The organism is Methylocystis suflitae (assembly GCF_024448135.1).
GTDB classification, from domain to species: domain Bacteria; phylum Pseudomonadota; class Alphaproteobacteria; order Rhizobiales; family Beijerinckiaceae; genus Methylocystis; species Methylocystis suflitae.
Map to the genome: position 1 here is coordinate 1 of NZ_JAMRYX010000052.1, position 15897 is coordinate 15897.

Consider the following 15897-nt stretch of genomic DNA (forward strand, 5'->3'; position numbering starts at 1 on the left):
CAGAATCAAACGGGAGTCGCTTGACGGGTTATCTCTTGCCGTGAGCAGATTCTACGATCTGCGATCAATGGCGCCCCCGCACCCCTTAATTTCCCAAGGTTCTCTTGTAGAGACGAGGTCATGGTCGAGATCGGAAGCACAATCAAAAGGTGAAAGCTGGTGCAGCGAATAGAGTCGAGAAATACCGAGGACTGCGTAACCCGCCGAGGAGCGTTCTTCGTTCTCGGCGCTCTCCCATTGATCATAACATCGGCGCATGCGAATGCAGATGCCAATTATGCCGCGCGCGCCGAAGATGGCGCGTTGCCGGAGACATTTCGCATTCCGTCTAACCTTTATCCGTCGTCACTGCCGGGCGTCGTCTGGAAAGGAGCGACGTCGGCCGACGTCGAACTTTACGAATTTTTTGATTATAACTGCGCGTATTGTCGAAAAGCGGCGCGGGAGATCGACGAGGTAATCGCCGCCAATCCGGACGTGAAACTCGGACTTATCAACAGTCCTATACTGTCGGTCGGTTCGGTTCAGGCCGCGAAGGTTCAGCAGGCCATTTTTAGACTGTACGGCCCATCCGTCGCCTACGCATTCCATCAGCGAATGTTCGCCAAGCGCGGCCAAAGTAACGGCGTCTCGGCGCTCGCAATTGCGCGCGAAATGGCTCTCGATCCCGCCAAAGTAGAAGAATCAGCCGACAGCGCCGTCGTGGTGGGCGTGTTGCGACGGCAGGCGGAACTTGCCGCCAGTCTCGGCGTGTCAATGACGCCATCATTTGCGATCGGCGGGTTTGGATTTCCGGGCTGGCCGGGCAAGAAAGCGCTGCAAGCGATTATCTCAAACATGCGTCGTTGCGAACGCCCGACATGCGACGACAAGGGATAAGGTCAGCCGTCAATGAAATACCTTAGGAACGCGATCGCCTCAGCCGATAGCCAGTCAACTTCACCCTTGATGTAGCCAGCCGCTTCGGTCGATCACGTAGGTAATTGGCATTCCGTAAAGAGGAAACGGCGCGCCGGTTTCCTGATTGGCGCGCTCGGCGACCCGTCCGTCCGGATCCAGGTAAATGCGCAGGCGCTTGACGTGCAACCTGTCGAGAAATCGTTCGAGCGTCGGTCTGCCGGCTCTGTCAACGGAGATCGCAGCGATTTCCAGCTTCCTTGGAAAAGTCCTCTGCAATCGCTCAAGCGTCGGCAACTCTCTCCGGCACGGCGGACACCACGTCGCCCAGAAGCTCAATAAAACGACCTTCCCGTGTGACGCGCTGAGCGGAACGAGTTTGCCGTCGAGCCGGTCCAACACGATTTTAGGAGCCCGCGCTCGCGGTTGCAGCTCAATAAACTGGCTACCGTTCGTTTGTAGAGTTGGCGGCGCATCTGTTTGTGCCTGAGCAGCAAATGTCCATGCGCTCGCCAAAACGCAAACTGAGAGCGTGCGACACGCTTGCATGAAGCCGCCATTCAATGGAAAAATGCCGAATAGAAGGTTGTGGCAACTTCGATCGCCGCAGATTCTTTTTGCAGACCTGCATCGGGCGCTGGCGATCGGCCGGAAGGACGGGCTAGAGCAAGCTCTATTTTCATATCGTCGAACGATTCCGTTTAAACGGAAAGCGCGTAAGAGCAGCGGCAACGGCATCACACTCGCACAACATTGTCTGAGACCCCGTTTGGACGACCTGGCTCGCCGCGAGAATCCCAAAGCTGCAGATCGACTTCCGTCAGGCGCCGGCGTGGCCGCCACTCCTTTGGGTCCGCCTCATCCAAGTGGAGCCGCCAACCGTCCGGCGGCTCCGTTGTCAGGAGACTGCCGTCCTTGAGGTAAGGGAAAATCTGATCATATCGGCGTATGGCATCGTGACTGACTCGACGGTAAATATGTGTGCGATCCAGCTCCGAGCTATGGCGCAGACCTGCAGAGGCAATGATTTCGGTCGTAGCGTGGACAGTTCTGCGGTGATATCGGACAACTCGAAGTCGCTTGTCCGCGATCACTAGTCCCCGGTAGAGCCTGGGATCCTGGGTGGCGACGCCAGTGGGGCAACGGTTGCTGTTGCATGTGAGCGACTGCACACAACCGAGGGCCAGCATCATACCCCGGGCGCTGTTGCACAAATCCGCCCCCAAAGCCAGATTCTTGACTAGGTGAAAACCCGTCAGAATTTTGCCCGAGGCGATGATGCGGATGTCCTGGCGAAGACTAAAGCCGGTCAGGCAATCATCGACGAAAGCTATCGCCTCTCGCAAGGGCATACCGACCGAGTTGACGTATTCGAGCGGCGCTGCGCCGGTGCCGCCCTCGCCGCCGTCAACTGTGATGAAGTCGGGCAGGATGCCGCTGCGAGTTATCGCTTTACAAATGGCGACAAAATCACTTTCTCGACCTATCGACAGTTTAATTCCCACGGGCTTCCCGCCGGAAGGTTCGCGCAAGCGGCGGACATACTCAAGCAAACCGAGCGGTCCGAAAAAGGCGCTGTGGACAGGTGGCGAATCTATCTGCGTGGCCACAGGCACGCCCCGTATTACAGCGATTTCAGGCGTATTCTTTTCAGCGGGGAGAATCCCGCCGTGACCCGGCTTGGCGCCTTGCGAAAGCTTGATTTCGATCATCTTCACGCTGGGGAGTTTCGCCTTTTCAGCAAAGGCCGTGGGCGAAAACGTGCCTGATTCGTCTCGGCAGCCGAAATAGCCAGTGCCTATCTGCCACACCAGGTCGCCGCCTGGCCTCAGATGATAAGGGCTAATGCCGCCCTCTCCCGTGTTATGGAAAAAATTGCCGTCTTTCGCTGCCGCGTTCAGCGCCAATATCGCGTTTCGACTCAGCGCTCCGAAGCTCATCGCGGAAATGTTGAAGATGCTTGCGGAGTACGGCTGGCGGCACTCTGGTCCACCTACCATTACGCGAATGTCAGCATTCAGCGTTTTCGTGTCGATGGCTTCGAGAGAGTGCCCCATCCACTCATAACCCGCCCGGTAGGTATCGATCTGTGTTCCGAACGGAACCGCTTCCAGCGTCCCCTTGGCGCGCTGGTAAACAATGCTACGAAACATACGATTGATGGGAGCTCCATCTGTATCAGATTCGATTAGATACTGGCGGATGAAGGGACGTATCCACTCCATCACCCAGCGACCGCGTCCGAACAATGGATAGTTGCGCCTGAGACTGTGACGAGTCTGGCGCCTATCGTAGAGCCCGATCCCGATGAGAGGCAGGATTATTGCAAATGATACGAGCGCTGGCGGCCAGAACCAGGCGAGCAGCGCCGTTAGCAATGGCGTTGCGATAGCAAAAGCGGTGATCGAACTATGCACTACATGACCTTTATTCTTTTGACCTTCAGCGAGCTCAGATAGCGAGACCGCGAACAGGGCGCTCGCGCTCGCACGGTCGTAGCCCACATGCCTAAAAAGCTTCCCGAGCGCGATGAGGCGCTTCTTGTTCATCTTCGCCGCGACCACGCCCGGAAAGCAGCTCTCAAGACACTCGGTACGGTGGGCCAGATTATCTCGGGAGCCGACATATCTTTCGATGCAGGAGGCAAATAGGTTACGGCAGGTCCACTGTCGGGCAGTCAAACTGCGGGCGATCGACTGTTTTTGGAAAGGGGAGCGGCTTATCGCTCATTTGAGTCTTCGGCCGTTCGACGCTGTTCACACGATACGAATTCATTTTCGCTGTAAGGGGCCGCGAGGTTACATCCGAGGCGCGAGTAGTTGCGCGAAGCGCCAAACGCGCGCCCCTGGCGTGTCACGACGCATAGCTCGCGCGTTTCTGTCGCTACATTGTTGATGAACGGCCCGAAGGCGTCATGCTACAACAATCATGGATCGCCCTACTAAGGAGAGGATTTTGACGCACTGGACATTGGGAATAATAGGTGGATCGGGCCTGTACGAATTCGAAGGCCTGATGGATCGCCGCTGGGTCAAGGTCGACAGCCCATGGGGCGAACCTTCCGATGAATTGCTCTTTGGCGTGGTAGAAGAGACTCGTTTGGTTTTTCTGCCGCGGCATGGGCGTGGTCACCGACTTCCGCCCAGCGCCATAAACTCGCGCGCCAACATCGACGCCCTAAAACGGGCTGGCTGCACAGACATCTTGTCGGTCTCGGCTGTGGGGTCGCTGCAGGAGGAGTTGGCGCCAGGCATGTTCGCCACCGTCGGTCAGTACGTCGATCGAACGGAAAATAGAGCGAGATCGTTTTTTGACGCAGGCTTCGTCGCGCATGTCTCCATGGCTGACCCTGTTTGCCCTCGCCTGTCCAGCTACGCCAAGGACGCCGCTCGCCAAGTTGGCCTGAGACTGATCGAGAGCGTGACCTATCTTGCAATGGAAGGACCGCAGTTTTCAACGCGCGCGGAAAGCCGGCTGTATCGAAGCTGGGCTTGCGATGTCATTGGGATGACCGCGATGCCGGAGGCTCGACTCGCCCGGGAGGCGGAGCTTCCTTACGCCAATCTTTGCATGATCACGGATTATGACTGTTGGCGCGAAGATAGCGCCGAGGTGGACGTTGCGAGCATTTTGGCGGTGATGCGCGCGAACGTGGGAGGCGCCCAACGTCTGATCGTCGAACTCGCGAAGCGCCTCCGTAATCCCCGGGCGCCTTCGCCGATCGACAGCTGCCTGGATTCCGTTGTCATCAGCGATCCATCGGTGTGGGATCCAAGCCTCCTATCGAAATTGGACGCCATTTGTGGTCGTCGCCTGAAGAAAGCCCGAGAGCCCACTAGCTAGCTACGAGCCGGCGCCCGATTAATTGCGTGCAACTCCAACGGATACATTCTCTGTAACTTTAGGCGCACTCCGCGCGAAACATGTTTCGTGAGGCTCGTGAGGGGTCCTCATCGCTGTTCGCCAGTTGAGCGAACCAATAGGGAGATTGACATGAAGGTCAGTATCGTTTCGGGCTCGACTCTCGCCGCCGCGGCGATTGCGCTGGCGCTTAGCGGCGCGGCCTCGACGCCAGCTGCCGCGAAAAAGGGCATGAAATCCGTTCATTGCGTGGGCCTCAACGCCTGCAAGGGCCAGGGCGCCTGTCAGACAGCGAGTAGCGGTTGCAAGGGCCAGAATGCGTGCAAAGGCCAGGGCTGGCTCCCTGCAAAATCGAAGGGCGCCTGCGAGGCGCAGGGCGGCACTGTCGGCTAATCAGTTAAGACCATCGGGCGGACATCGCGTCCGCCCGCCTTCGCTGCTGGCCAATTACGTCTGAGTCATTCGCCATGAACAAGCCTATGCCCCTGGGCTTTGGTCTCGGTCTGCGGCCCGTCTATTACCGAGAGCTTCTCGAAAGCCGGCCGAATGTGGACTGGCTAGAGATCATCACGGAAAATTATCTTGTTCCGGGAGGCCGGCCGGTCGCCATGCTCGAACGCATTCGAGCCGACTATCCCATTGTCATGCATGGCGTGTCGATGTCTCTGGCGTCCACCGATCCGCTCGATTTCGATTATCTCAAAGCCCTCAAGAAACTCGCTGATCGTATCGAGCCCCGTTGGATTTCCGATCATCTCTGCTGGACGGGCGTCCATGGCGTGAACATGCACGATCTACTTCCCGTTCCTTACACTTTCGAGGCGTTGCAACACGTTGTAGACCGGATAAGCCGCGTGCAGGATTTTCTCGGACGAAGGATCGCGATCGAGAACGCATCCACCTACGTGACGTTCCATGAATCCGAAATGGACGAATGGACCTTTGTCCGAGAGATGGCGAAGCGCGCCGACTGCTGGCTGCTTGTCGACGTAAACAATATTTACGTCTCTGCGTTCAATCATGGCTTCGATGAACGCCAATTTGTCGATTCAATTCCAGCAGAGCGTGTGGTGCAACTACACCTCGCGGGCCATTCGGACGCTGCAACGCATAAGATCGACACGCATGATCAGCCAATTTGCGCTGACGTGTGGAAGCTTTACGAACAGGTTTGCCGCCAATTCGGCGAGGTCTCGACGATGATCGAGCGCGACGACAACTTTCCGCCATTCCATGAACTGGTCGCCGAACTCGAACGTGCAAGGTCGGTATACGCCGCCGTCGTCCACTCACGAGAGGAGACGACTGCATGACGCTCGCCGAGCTGCAAGAAAGATTTCAGGCCGGGATATTGAGCGAAGAAGCGATCGCGCCGCGTTTCGTCGCGGATTCGAAAAGGACGAACGCGGAGACGCTTTTTGCCGTCTATCATAACGCTTACCGACTTCGCCTCGCGGAGTTTCTCTCGAACGACTATCCGGTTCTAAGATATTATCTTGAGGACGAAGATTTCGGGTCTCTCGTCGAGGCGTATATTTTAGCGGCGCCGTCGCGCGTTCGAAACGCGCGTTGGTACGGAGCGCGTCTTCCCGAATTCATGAGAACGCATGCGCGTTTGGAAAACGACATGCAAGCGATCGACCTCGCGCGCTTCGAGCGTGCGCTCGCCGATGCGTTCGACGCAGCCGACGGGCCACGCCTCTCTATCGATGTGCTAGCAGCTGTTTCTGCGGAAGGCTGGCCATCGATTTCTTTCAAATTCCACCCTAGCTGCGAACTCCTGGATCTCGCCGTAGGAACGGCGGCCCTATATGAAGCGGCGCGTGACGGGCAGGAGCTGCCACTGATCGATGAGGGGGAAGAGCACATCCTGTTTTGGCGTAGCAGCGATCATCAGTCGTCTTATCGTCTCGTTTCGCCCGACGAGCGGCTTGCCCTGATTGAAGCTTCGGCGGGAAAGTCGTTTGCCGAGATCTGTTCGCTTCTCCAATTCCAGGGGTCGGGTGAGAACGTCGCTGCCCGAGCCGGGGAGTTCCTCACGCAGTGGTTCGCGGCAGGGATCATATCCTGTCTGGCGCTCGATGACTGATCCGCCATGTTTCGCGCCGAGCCGCTTGCGATGAGAAAGATTGTCGGTTGGTTCGGCGAAGGACTAGCGCGCTTACTGACGACCCCAACGCACGTTCATACCTCCGGACCGGTAACGAGCCCGACGCGGCTGCTGGCATGCCTGCACCCAGCCGATGTTTTGCTCGTAGAAGGGAACAGCCGAGTCAGCGCAGCAGTAAAATATTTGACGCAGTCCCCGTGGTCGCATGCGGCGCTGTATGTCGGGTCGCACCTCACGCAGACCGCCACTGATAGCGATCACTGCTTCGTCGAAGTCGACTTGGTGGACGGCGTTCGTACCGTCGGGATTAGTGAATTCGAGAATGTCCAGACACGTATTTGCCGGCCCATAGGGCTCGACGAAACCGAACGCCGCAAGGTGACGTCCTATGTCATTGAGCGTTTGGGTAATCACTATGATCTTCGCAACATCATCGATCTTGCGCGTTATCTGTTGCCGAACCCCCCGGTTCCACAGCGGTTCCGTCGTCGCATGATCGCCTTGGGCAGCGGCGATCCTACGCGGGCCATTTGCTCCACGTTGATTGCGCAAGCGTTCCAGTCGATCCGCTATCCGATTCTGCCGATCGTGAATGCTCGGGATATGAGCGCGCCTGATTGCCCGGGATGCATTGAAGAGATCCTCACCATTCGCCACCACGGGCTGTTCACGCCGCGGGACTTCGATGTTTCTCCCTATTTTCAGATCATCAAACCTCTCATCGATGGTGAATTCGACTTCCGCGCATTGCGCTGGGACGATGGCGCGTCGCCTGCGCAGAACGCCGTTTTCAAGCATCCCTGACGTTAGTGTGTCGGCCAATTTCGCGTGCGCGCTTCGACCCACGATCTGATTCCAAATAAAGTTCGCGGTCCTGGCTCCACTTCTTGATCATGGCGCGGGTCGCGAGCGCGGGAGCAGCGTGCAGCTCACCAGAATGCCCATTCGCACCAGCTCCAGAACTTTCGAAGCTTGGCGGTACGCCTGCGATTTCTTCGAGCAGGCGCGAAAAGTCGGCTGCGTCATCGACATCGTACCACATCGGAAGCTCGACGGTGGGGATATCTAATTCCCGCGCGCGGTCGCGCGTCACTCGCGCGACCTCATTCGTGCTCCAGGGGATGTCTCGAAACAGCTCCCAGTGAGCATGCTTGAGTCCGATCAAGTAATATCCGCCATCGAATGCCGGACCGAGAACGATGCAATCTTCATGGCGCCGGAGCGCATCCGACGCCATCGCTAGAATCTGCGGAGGAAGCGTTGGACTGTCGGAGTTAATGAGCATCGCGCCGCCGCGATGGCGTTCGAGGAGACTGGCGATTGCGCCATGGACGATTGAAGAGAAGTCATCGCCGTGTTGCGGAACGAGACGAAATGAGCGGGGAAGCAACGCCGCGATCTCGGCGGCGGCGTCGATCGGGGCGTAAAGCCCATAGCCCTGCAAGTTGTGGCTTGATTGGAGGGTCTCGATAATTTTCGCAACGTCGCGCAGGAAGCATCCAGAAAGCAAGGCTGCGAAATCCGCGCCGATCGTGCGACCCAGGCGAGTTTTCGCGTGACCGGGACGCGGCGCTTTGCACATAAGCCCTACAGCGATCGCCTCAGCTTGGGGCAGGGACCATATCGGCGGGATCGCCTGAGGCATTTCAGCTCCTTCGCTCGGTTATGCGAGGCTATTCGCATTGGAGCACTTCGAAGTTACGGGGCTCTGCGCCTTCTATTTCGTCGGCTATCGCCATGGTGAATGTAACTTTTCGCTTAGCGGCTCGAACTAGCTCCCGACTGTCCAACCGGATAAGGATGAATGGCGTCAAAGCAGGCAATCCAACGTAGGGGGCGGCTCTGGAAATCCTCTAATTTCCTCTGGGCACTTACGCTTGTCGGAGTAGCCAGCGGCGTTACCTTTGTTGAACTTCGCCCTGTATCGATCCCAAATCCTGCATCGAAGAACGTCGCTTTGGCGGACGTAGAGCGCGCCGTTGCAGCAAAGTACAATGTTCCCAACATCGTAAGCGCTGAAGCATCTCGACTAATCGCGTCCGGGGACGCCGTTCTATTTGATGTTCGCGAGAGTCGCGAATTCGACGCGGGACACTTGCCGGGCGCGCTCCATGTTGATCCCGCCGAATCGGCAGATCGTTTCCTCGCCGAGCATGCAGCGGAGCTGCGCGGGCGGGTCGCGATCTTTTATTGCTCCGTTGGCGTGCGCAGCTCAATCCTGGTGGAGCGCATCGCGCAGGCGGCCGCGCATGAATCCCTCGCGCTTTACAATCTCCGAGGAGGGATTTTCCGCTGGTTCAGCGAAGGGCGGCCTGTCGTCGATTTGGTCGGGTCCGTCAATCGAATAGACCCGTACGACGAGTCATGGGGCAGATTGCTTCAGCGCGCCATGAAGGCGCGCGGTTGATGAGCATTTGGGTAGGCGCTCTGCTGGCGGCGAGCCAGATTGCGCTCGTCGTCCTGAGCCCTGGCCTGACTCATGCGGCGGTGAAGGATTTTGCCGACGTCGCGCCGCTCGTCGGGCTTCTGTCGGCGTCGGCGGCGGTCGGGCTCGTTTATATGCATAGGATATGCGCGATACCCGCGAGGCTGAGTCGTGCGTCGCCTTTTTGGCCGATGGTTGGACTTGGCCTCGCCATGAGGCTCGTCTGGTTCGCGACGGCGCCGCCGCTCGAAGACGACTTTTACCGCTATCTATGGGATGGAGCCGCCGTCGCCTCGGGTCGCAGCCCCTACGCGTTTTCGCCGGCACAGGCGGCGACAGGTCAGAGCGGGACGCCGCCCTTCGACCAGCTGGCCGAGACCGGGCGCTCGACGCTCAAACGCATCAATTTCCCGGAATATACCTCGATCTATCCTGGCGCCGCGCAACTTGCCTTTGGCGCGGCGCACATTGTCGCCCCCTGGAGCGTCGACGGCCTTCGGCTCCTTTTTGCGATCGCCGACGTTGCGACGCTCGGCATCATGTTCCGGCTTCTGGACGAACTGAACCGACCGCGCATGCTGGCGGCGCTTTACTGGTGCAATCCTCTCGTTGTCTTTGCGGGCGCCGCGACTGTTCATGTCGATCTTCTGCTTGGCCCGCTGGTTCTCAGCGCAATGTTCGCCGCCTATCGCATGAGGTCCATTGCGTGCGCGGCGTTGCTCGCGTTGGCGGTCGGCGTCAAGATATGGCCCATACTTCTCGCGCCTCTCATCGCGCGCGTGCATCTCGATGGGCGGCGCTATCCAGTCATCGCCATTTTTGTCTTCACTATTGCTGCGGCAATTCTGCTGGCGCCGCTATTCGCCGCTTCCTTCTCGGATCGCTCGGGTCTCGCGGCCTATGCAGCGCACTGGCAAAACAACAATGCGCCCTTTACATGGCTGTGCAGGCTGTTCGACTGCGTCAGTGGCGACGATTCTCGCTGGACGGCAAAAACCTTGCGTTATCTTTCTGGCGGCTCCGCCGCGGCCGTCGCCGTCATCATCTCTATGCGTCGGATCGAGGATTTGCGTGACCTTCTCGGCCGCGCGCTCATCGTCGCCGCAACGGTTTTCTATCTGTCCCCGGCGCAATTCCCCTGGTATGCGCTGTGGTTCCTACCGCTCGCAGCCGCTGTACAGTGCTGGCCGCTGCTTCTGGCTTCCGTGACGCTTCCTGCATATTATCTGTTCTTTCCGATGGCGGCCATGGGCGAGCGCGCGCTGTTTCAGAACGGCGTCGCAATTTTGCACGCGGCGCCGGTCTGGGCTTGGCTTCTGTGGCGCCGAATTCATGACCAGAAGACGCTCTGCGCGAGCCGCGCATGAACAACGCCGTTGCGCCGGGCGATCTTTCCGTCGGGGTCGTCATTCCAGTGAAGAACGAAGCCGCCGCTTTGCCGGTGGTGTTGTCTGCGATTCCCGATTGGGTGAAGATCGTTGTCGTCGCCGATGGCCAGTCGAGTGATGGTTCGGGCAAGATTGCGAGAGATCTGGGTGCGGTCGTCGTCACGGAGCCGCGCCACGGCTATGGACGCGCGTGTCTGACCGCGCTCTCGGTCATGCCATCCGTGGATGTGATCGTTTTCATGGACGGCGATGCGAGCGACGATCCGGCCGACATGTCGGCGCTCGTCGCGCCTATCGCCGATGGCGCTGCCGATCTTGTCCTTGGATCACGAACGTTGGGAAAAAGGGAAGCGGGCGCGTTGACGCCGCAGCAATTATTTGGAAATTGGCTTGCCTGCCTGCTGATGCGGTGGATCTGGGGCGCGCGTTATACGGATCTTGGACCCTTCCGCGCCATAAGGCGCGACTCCCTCAGGCGACTGGCGTTGACCGACGAGAATTACGGTTGGACGGTGGAGATGCAGGCGCGCGCGGTGAAACATGGCTTGCGCACGCTCGAAGTTCCGGTTCGCTACCGAAGACGCATCGGGGCGTCAAAGGTTTCGGGCACGCTTAGGGGCGCCATCGGCGCTGGCGTCAAGATCCTCTACGTCATCGGTCGGGAGGCCCTTCGGCAAGGCTGACTGCTTCGCTCGGCCTTCCGTAGCGCGCGCCTCAACCGCTTCGCCCGCCAACATAAGCCGCCGTCAGTTCATGGCGTGGCGAGTCAAAAATTCGCTGGCAATGATCAAATTCGATCAGCACGCCGGCGCGATCCTTCACCCAGAAGAAGCCGGCAAAATTGGCGATGCGGCGCGCCTGAGCCAGATTGTGAGTGGCGATGACAATCGTGTAGCTGCCTCGCAGACTCGCGATCAGATCTTCGACGATTGTCGAGGAAACGGGATCGAGCGCGCTGCACGGCTCGTCCATCAGCAGGACGTCCGGCTGCAGCGCGATGGCGCGGGCGATACACAGACGCTGTTGTTGTCCGCCGGACAGCGCGAGCGCGGGAGCGTCGAGCCGATCCCTGACCTCCTCCCAAAGGCCAACGTCGACGAGCGACCGCCACACGGCCGCATCGAGATCGGCGCGGCGCCGAACGCCATGCTCCTTCAGCGGCATCTCAAGATTGCGTCGGATGGAGAGCGGAAACGGATTGGGCCGCTGGAAGATCATTCCGACGCGACGCCGCAGCGCCCGGACATTGGTGAGCTGATCATGAATATTCTGGCCATCGAAAAGAATCCGCCCTTCGACTTCGCATCCCGGAATGAGATCGCTCAGCCGGTTGAGGCTCGAGAGAAAACTCGTCTTCCCGCAACCTGACGGACCAATCAGCGCTGTGACGCAACCGCGGAAGATATCGAGGCTCACCTCCTTGAGGGCCGCGCGTCCATCATACGCCAGCGTCAGATTCTCGACGCTAATCTGTGGCCTCGGCTCGCAGCAGGTAGGCCCGGCCGCCAGCGGGCCGAGGGTATAGGCGGCGCGGCCGGAGCCGGCTGTAGCGTCTGTGTCTGCAATGTACGCGATCATGCGCGGGCCACCCTTCGGCCGAATATTCTGTTTGAGAACCAAAATGCGAGACTGTTCGCGGCGATCAGGAAGGCGATCAAAACGAGCGCCGAGGAATAGGCGTTGGCGTCGCCGCCGCTGACATTCATCGTGAGATCGTAGATATGGACGGAAAGCGCTCGGCCGGAGTCGAAGAGAGATGACGGCATACGATCGACATAGCCACTTGTGAAAATGAGCGCCGCCGTTTCCGCCACCGCCCGGCCAATTCCAAGGCTCAGGCCGGTGGCGAGCGACGGCGCGGCGGCGGGCAGCAGGACATGCCAGAGAAGGGTCGCGCGTGAGAGATCAAGAGCGGCGGCGCCGAGACGCCACTCGATCGGCGAAGACCGCAGTCCTGATTCGATCGTACGGATCAGGATAGGAAGCGCCATGCACGCGAGGGTCATGCCGCCCGAGAGAATCGAAAAACCGAGGCCCAGAAAGACGCAAAAGAATGCGCCGCCAAAGAGACCGAATACGATGGACGGCGTACCCGCGAGGACGTCCAGACTGAGACTCATCCAGCGCGCCAAGCGTCCGCCTGCGGGCGTGAATTCCGAAAGGAAAATTGCCGTGGCGACGCCGAGCGGCGCCGCGACCGACATCGCCACAAAGACAATCAGAAATGTCGAGACGAGGATGGGCGCGAGACCGCCATCGCGCCCCGCATTGCGTGGCGGAGTGGTGAGAAAGGTCCAGTCGAGGCGGCCCACGCCCTGCCGCGCCAGATCGGCGAGCAGCCAGAAAAATATCGCGGCGACAAGCAAGGCGGCGATGCAAATGCCGAAGCGATACAGCGCGTCACGCAGGGAAGACGTCGGCAGCATTGTCGACGCCGCCTGGGGCCTCGCTACCTCATCCATGACAGCGGTCCCCCGAAAGGCGCCAGGCTGCCGCCGCCAGTGCGATGACAAGAGCTGTGAGCATCAGTCCGGAAACGAACAGCGAGGCGCGGTGGCTGCCGCTCGCGTAAGCCATCTCCAGCGCAATATTGGCTGTCAGCATCCGCACTGGGTCGAACAGGCTCAACGGCGCCTGCACGACATTGCCGCTGACCATGACGATCGCCATCGTCTCGCCAAGGGCGCGCGCCGCGGCAAGCAGAATGCCGGCGACGACGCCGCCGCGCGCGGCGGGAAGCAGCACATGCGCCAGCGTCGCCTCGCGCGACAATCCCAGCGCCACAGCGCCCCGCCCATATGCATCTGGGAGGGAATCGAGCGCCGCCCCGCTTGTCAAAGCGATGGTCGGCGTAATCATCACTGTCAGGATCAGAATCCCGGCAAGCAGGCTGGCGCCGGGAGGCTCGAAGCGGCCGATTAGCGGGACGATGGCGGTCAACCCCCAAAGTCCGATGACGACAGATGGGACGCCAGACAACAGAGCCATCGACCAGCGATGAATCCATCCGATCGGGGGCGGCGCATAATGGCGGCAGAAAATCGCCGAGGCGACTCCGAGCGGCGTGGCGAGGATGACCGCGCCGACCGAAGCCGCAAGCGACGCGGACAGCATGGGGGCGAGGCCGAAGAGGCCCTCGGTCGGGCGCCACGCCGGGTCGAAGAGAAATCGCGCAGGACCAATCGTGGATAGCGCCGGCCACGATTCCTTCAGAAGGAAGCCGACGATCAACACGAATATGGCGGACGAGCCCAGCGCGGCCGTCGCCACCGCCGCGACAAGTCGCGTATCACGGCGCGACCGGGACGAAGAACTGCGATGCGACAATGTCATGAACGCCTCTCGATCGAGCGAAATCGACGAAACGTCTCGCGACGGCCCCGGGCTCTCCCTTGCTGATAAGATTGAGCGGGCGGGCGAGCGGAAAGGATCCGCTTCGAACATTCTCAACAGACGCCGCGACGCCACTCATCGGCAAGAGCCTGATGTGAGCGCCGTGATCCGCTTCATATTCCGCCGAACCGATCGACACATAGCCGATGGCGCCAGGATTGCCGGCCACCGTCTTTATGGCTTGCTGATTCTCGCCGATAATGACATGCGCTTTCACGTCGCCGCCCTTCAGCTTGAAATAGTGGAGGAACAGTTCGAGGGTCGACCGGCCCTCAGCCTTGTTGACGACCGTAATCCGTCCGGCTGCGCCGCCAGCTTTGCTCCAATCGGTGATTTTTCCCGTATAGATCGCGACAATCTGCTCGTCCGTCAGCGACCGGACCAAATTATTCGTATTCACGATAATCCCGACGCCGTCGCGCGCGATCGTAAAGAATTGCAGGTCCGTCTCGTCGGCGTTCGGCGCGCGCGACGCCATGCCGAGGTCCGCGAGGCCTGAGCGGGCGTCGGCGACGCCGCGAGAGGAACCGCCCGATTGCACGTCGACGCGGATGCTGGGGTTTTGCTCCTCGAACCGCTTGCCGATCTCCGCCGCGAGCGGCGCCACGGTACTCGAGCCAGTCAGCACGAGCCGGTTGTCGGCCGCATGCCCGAGAGACGACGAGAAAAAAGCGATATAGACCGCACAAATGCGGCCGATAGACGCCAACGCGCGTCGGTCCTTTCCGCGAAACCAAGAGACCGACATCAGCAGCAGTCGCCGAATTCGCCGCCGCGACTGGCGTCGGGGGAGAAGGGGATGTTCGTCCCACAGCCGGGAAACACGCCGTAATGATGGGAGAAATCGCCGATAAACTCGAAATGCGGCGCGAAGCGGCTTTCCTTCAGCATCCGCCAGCTATTGCCACAGACCGGGAAAATCCGCCCCTTTTCCATCGCATGATGGCTGTCGAGCGAGAACACATGCGGCGCATCCGGAACGCCGCCTTTGTAAATCACCGCCTGACCATAGTCCTCGCAGGCGGGCTCGAGCGCATCGATCTTAAACAGGCGATATGTCGCCGAATAGAAGCGCGCCGCGCCAATTTTTTCTTCGACTCCCGGGTCAGTGATCTCAAGTCGCCGGCTTGTCACGAGACGCGGATCACCAAAGCCCGCGGACCTTCCCAGGGCGAGGAAATCTCCCCAATAGAGCGCTCCACCGAGGCATTCGCCATACAGAACGGGATCCCCGCGCACCGCCTCATCAAGCCGCCGGTCGGCATAGACGTCGGCGAAATAAAATTCGCCGCCAGGCTTGAGCAGGTCGAAGACGCCCTCGAGGACCGCCGGCTTGTCGATCGACAGATTGACGACGCAATTGGATACGACGACGTCGAAGCTGCCCGGTTCCAGTCCGAGCGTATTGAGCGCCTCGATATATCCTCTGAGAAACCGCACGTTCAGCCGATCGAAGCCGAATTTCGACATATGCCAGTCGGCATGCGCCTCAGCGACCACAAGCTGCTCCGGCGTCATATCGACGCCAACGACCTCGCCCGACGGTCCGACGAGTTGGGCAAGCGCATAAACATCGCGACCCGATCCGCAACCAAGGTCTAGGACGCGGCGTCCCTGCAAAAGCTCCGGAACGACGAGGCCGCAGCCATAATATTTCGCCAGCACCTCGTCATGGACGTTCGACAGGAGCGCTTTGACGCGCTCCGGCATATTGTCCGGTGTGCAACATGCTTTGGTTTTGAGGTCCTGCGATCCCTGAAGGATCTTGCCGTAATAATCCTTAACGACCTGAATGTTCATGAGCGCGCCTTTTCAGCCGACCG

17 protein-coding genes and 1 pseudogene are annotated in these 15897 nt (G+C 59.6%); 10 read left to right on the forward strand and 8 right to left on the reverse strand.

The genetic code is table 11. From position 1 onward, the window contains the following. The first annotated feature begins 303 nt into the window (after nucleotides 1–303). Entirely contained in the window at nucleotides 304–879 is a 576-nt protein-coding gene (locus NEI07_RS03995) for a DsbA family protein (RefSeq protein WP_256032877.1), read from the forward strand. Nucleotides 880–939: 60 nt separating this feature from the next. Here the strand turns inward: NEI07_RS03995 and NEI07_RS04000 are convergent, their stop codons facing one another. Both NEI07_RS04000 and NEI07_RS04005 read right to left on the reverse strand, forming a co-directional pair. Then, the gene (locus NEI07_RS04000) at nucleotides 940–1461 is read right to left on the reverse strand and encodes a TlpA disulfide reductase family protein (RefSeq protein ID WP_256032878.1); all 522 of its coding nucleotides are present in this window, start codon (nucleotides 1459–1461) and stop codon (nucleotides 940–942) included. Between the two features lie 173 nt (nucleotides 1462–1634). Then, nucleotides 1635–3446, reverse strand: coding sequence for an FMN-binding glutamate synthase family protein (locus tag NEI07_RS04005; protein WP_256032879.1), 1812 nt, complete (start codon nucleotides 3444–3446; stop codon nucleotides 1635–1637). Between the two features lie 406 nt (nucleotides 3447–3852). Here NEI07_RS04005 and mtnP point away from each other — a divergent pair, with 406 nt between their 5' ends. The 6 genes and pseudogenes from mtnP (at nucleotide 3853) to NEI07_RS04030 (ending at nucleotide 7672) form a co-directional block, all read left to right on the forward strand. After that, entirely contained in the window at nucleotides 3853–4740 is an 888-nt protein-coding gene (gene mtnP / locus NEI07_RS04010) for an S-methyl-5'-thioadenosine phosphorylase (protein ID WP_256032880.1), read from the forward strand. A 150-nt stretch (nucleotides 4741–4890) separates the two neighbouring features. Then, nucleotides 4891–5151: a BufA2 family periplasmic bufferin-type metallophore gene (gene bufA2 / locus NEI07_RS04015; protein ID WP_256032881.1), complete on the forward strand. Its 261-nt coding sequence runs from the start codon at nucleotides 4891–4893 to the stop codon at nucleotides 5149–5151. A gap of 74 nt (nucleotides 5152–5225) precedes the next feature. Beyond that, nucleotides 5226–6071: an MNIO family bufferin maturase gene (bufB, locus tag NEI07_RS04020; RefSeq protein WP_256032882.1), complete on the forward strand. Its 846-nt coding sequence runs from the start codon at nucleotides 5226–5228 to the stop codon at nucleotides 6069–6071. Then, nucleotides 6068–6346 (forward strand): annotated as a pseudogene (locus NEI07_RS19700) (HvfC/BufC N-terminal domain-containing protein); the annotation flags it as partial. The gene bufB and the pseudogene NEI07_RS19700, both read left to right, overlap by 4 nt. A 39-nt stretch (nucleotides 6347–6385) precedes the next feature. After that, on the forward strand, nucleotides 6386–6847 hold the full coding sequence (locus tag NEI07_RS04025; RefSeq protein WP_256032883.1) for a hypothetical protein: 462 nt from the start codon (nucleotides 6386–6388) through the stop codon (nucleotides 6845–6847). A 6-nt stretch (nucleotides 6848–6853) separates the two neighbouring features. Continuing rightward, on the forward strand, nucleotides 6854–7672 hold the full coding sequence (locus tag NEI07_RS04030) for a C40 family peptidase (RefSeq protein WP_256032884.1): 819 nt from the start codon (nucleotides 6854–6856) through the stop codon (nucleotides 7670–7672). Here the strand turns inward: NEI07_RS04030 and NEI07_RS04035 are convergent. Next, a complete protein-coding gene (locus NEI07_RS04035; RefSeq protein WP_328516957.1) occupies nucleotides 7659–8513 on the reverse strand; it encodes a TIGR04282 family arsenosugar biosynthesis glycosyltransferase in 855 nt (284 codons plus the stop codon). The two genes, NEI07_RS04030 and NEI07_RS04035, sit on opposite strands and share 14 nt — an antisense overlap. Nucleotides 8514–8672: 159 nt before the next feature. On the opposite strand from NEI07_RS04035, the gene NEI07_RS04040 reads away from it, so the two are divergent. Genes NEI07_RS04040 through NEI07_RS04050 form a run of 3 tightly spaced genes read left to right on the forward strand, consistent with a single transcriptional unit; the run spans nucleotide 8673 to nucleotide 11364 of the window. Further along, complete coding sequence (locus tag NEI07_RS04040; protein ID WP_256032885.1) at nucleotides 8673–9275, forward strand: rhodanese-like domain-containing protein; 603 nt, start codon at nucleotides 8673–8675, stop codon at nucleotides 9273–9275. After that, nucleotides 9275–10660 carry a hypothetical protein gene (locus NEI07_RS04045; protein ID WP_256032888.1) on the forward strand — a complete coding sequence of 462 codons (1386 nt, stop codon included), beginning with the start codon at nucleotides 9275–9277 and terminating at the stop codon, nucleotides 10658–10660. Before NEI07_RS04040 ends, NEI07_RS04045 begins: the two co-directional genes overlap by 1 nt. Continuing rightward, nucleotides 10657–11364 carry a glycosyltransferase family 2 protein gene (locus NEI07_RS04050; RefSeq protein ID WP_256032889.1) on the forward strand — a complete coding sequence of 236 codons (708 nt, stop codon included), beginning with the start codon at nucleotides 10657–10659 and terminating at the stop codon, nucleotides 11362–11364. The genes NEI07_RS04045 and NEI07_RS04050 overlap by 4 nt, the downstream gene beginning before the upstream one ends. 31 nt (nucleotides 11365–11395) lie before the next feature. On the opposite strand, the gene NEI07_RS04055 is transcribed toward NEI07_RS04050, so the two are convergent. From NEI07_RS04055 to NEI07_RS04075, 5 genes are read right to left on the reverse strand one after another with little or no spacing between them, the layout of a single operon-like run. Further along, nucleotides 11396–12259, reverse strand: a complete 864-nt coding sequence (locus tag NEI07_RS04055; protein WP_256032890.1) for a phosphate ABC transporter ATP-binding protein — start codon at nucleotides 12257–12259, stop codon at nucleotides 11396–11398. Further along, entirely contained in the window at nucleotides 12256–13143 is an 888-nt protein-coding gene (pstA, locus tag NEI07_RS04060) for a phosphate ABC transporter permease PstA (RefSeq protein WP_256032894.1), read from the reverse strand. The genes NEI07_RS04055 and pstA overlap by 4 nt, the downstream gene beginning before the upstream one ends. Next, nucleotides 13136–14014: a phosphate ABC transporter permease subunit PstC gene (gene pstC / locus NEI07_RS04065; protein WP_256032897.1), complete on the reverse strand. Its 879-nt coding sequence runs from the start codon at nucleotides 14012–14014 to the stop codon at nucleotides 13136–13138. Before pstC ends, pstA begins: the two co-directional genes overlap by 8 nt. Continuing rightward, nucleotides 13971–14783: a phosphate ABC transporter substrate-binding protein gene (locus NEI07_RS04070; RefSeq protein WP_256032900.1), complete on the reverse strand. Its 813-nt coding sequence runs from the start codon at nucleotides 14781–14783 to the stop codon at nucleotides 13971–13973. The genes pstC and NEI07_RS04070 overlap by 44 nt, the downstream gene beginning before the upstream one ends. Nucleotides 14784–14821: 38 nt before the next feature. Next, entirely contained in the window at nucleotides 14822–15874 is a 1053-nt protein-coding gene (locus NEI07_RS04075) for a methyltransferase domain-containing protein (RefSeq protein WP_256032902.1), read from the reverse strand. Nucleotides 15875–15897 lie beyond the last annotated feature (23 nt).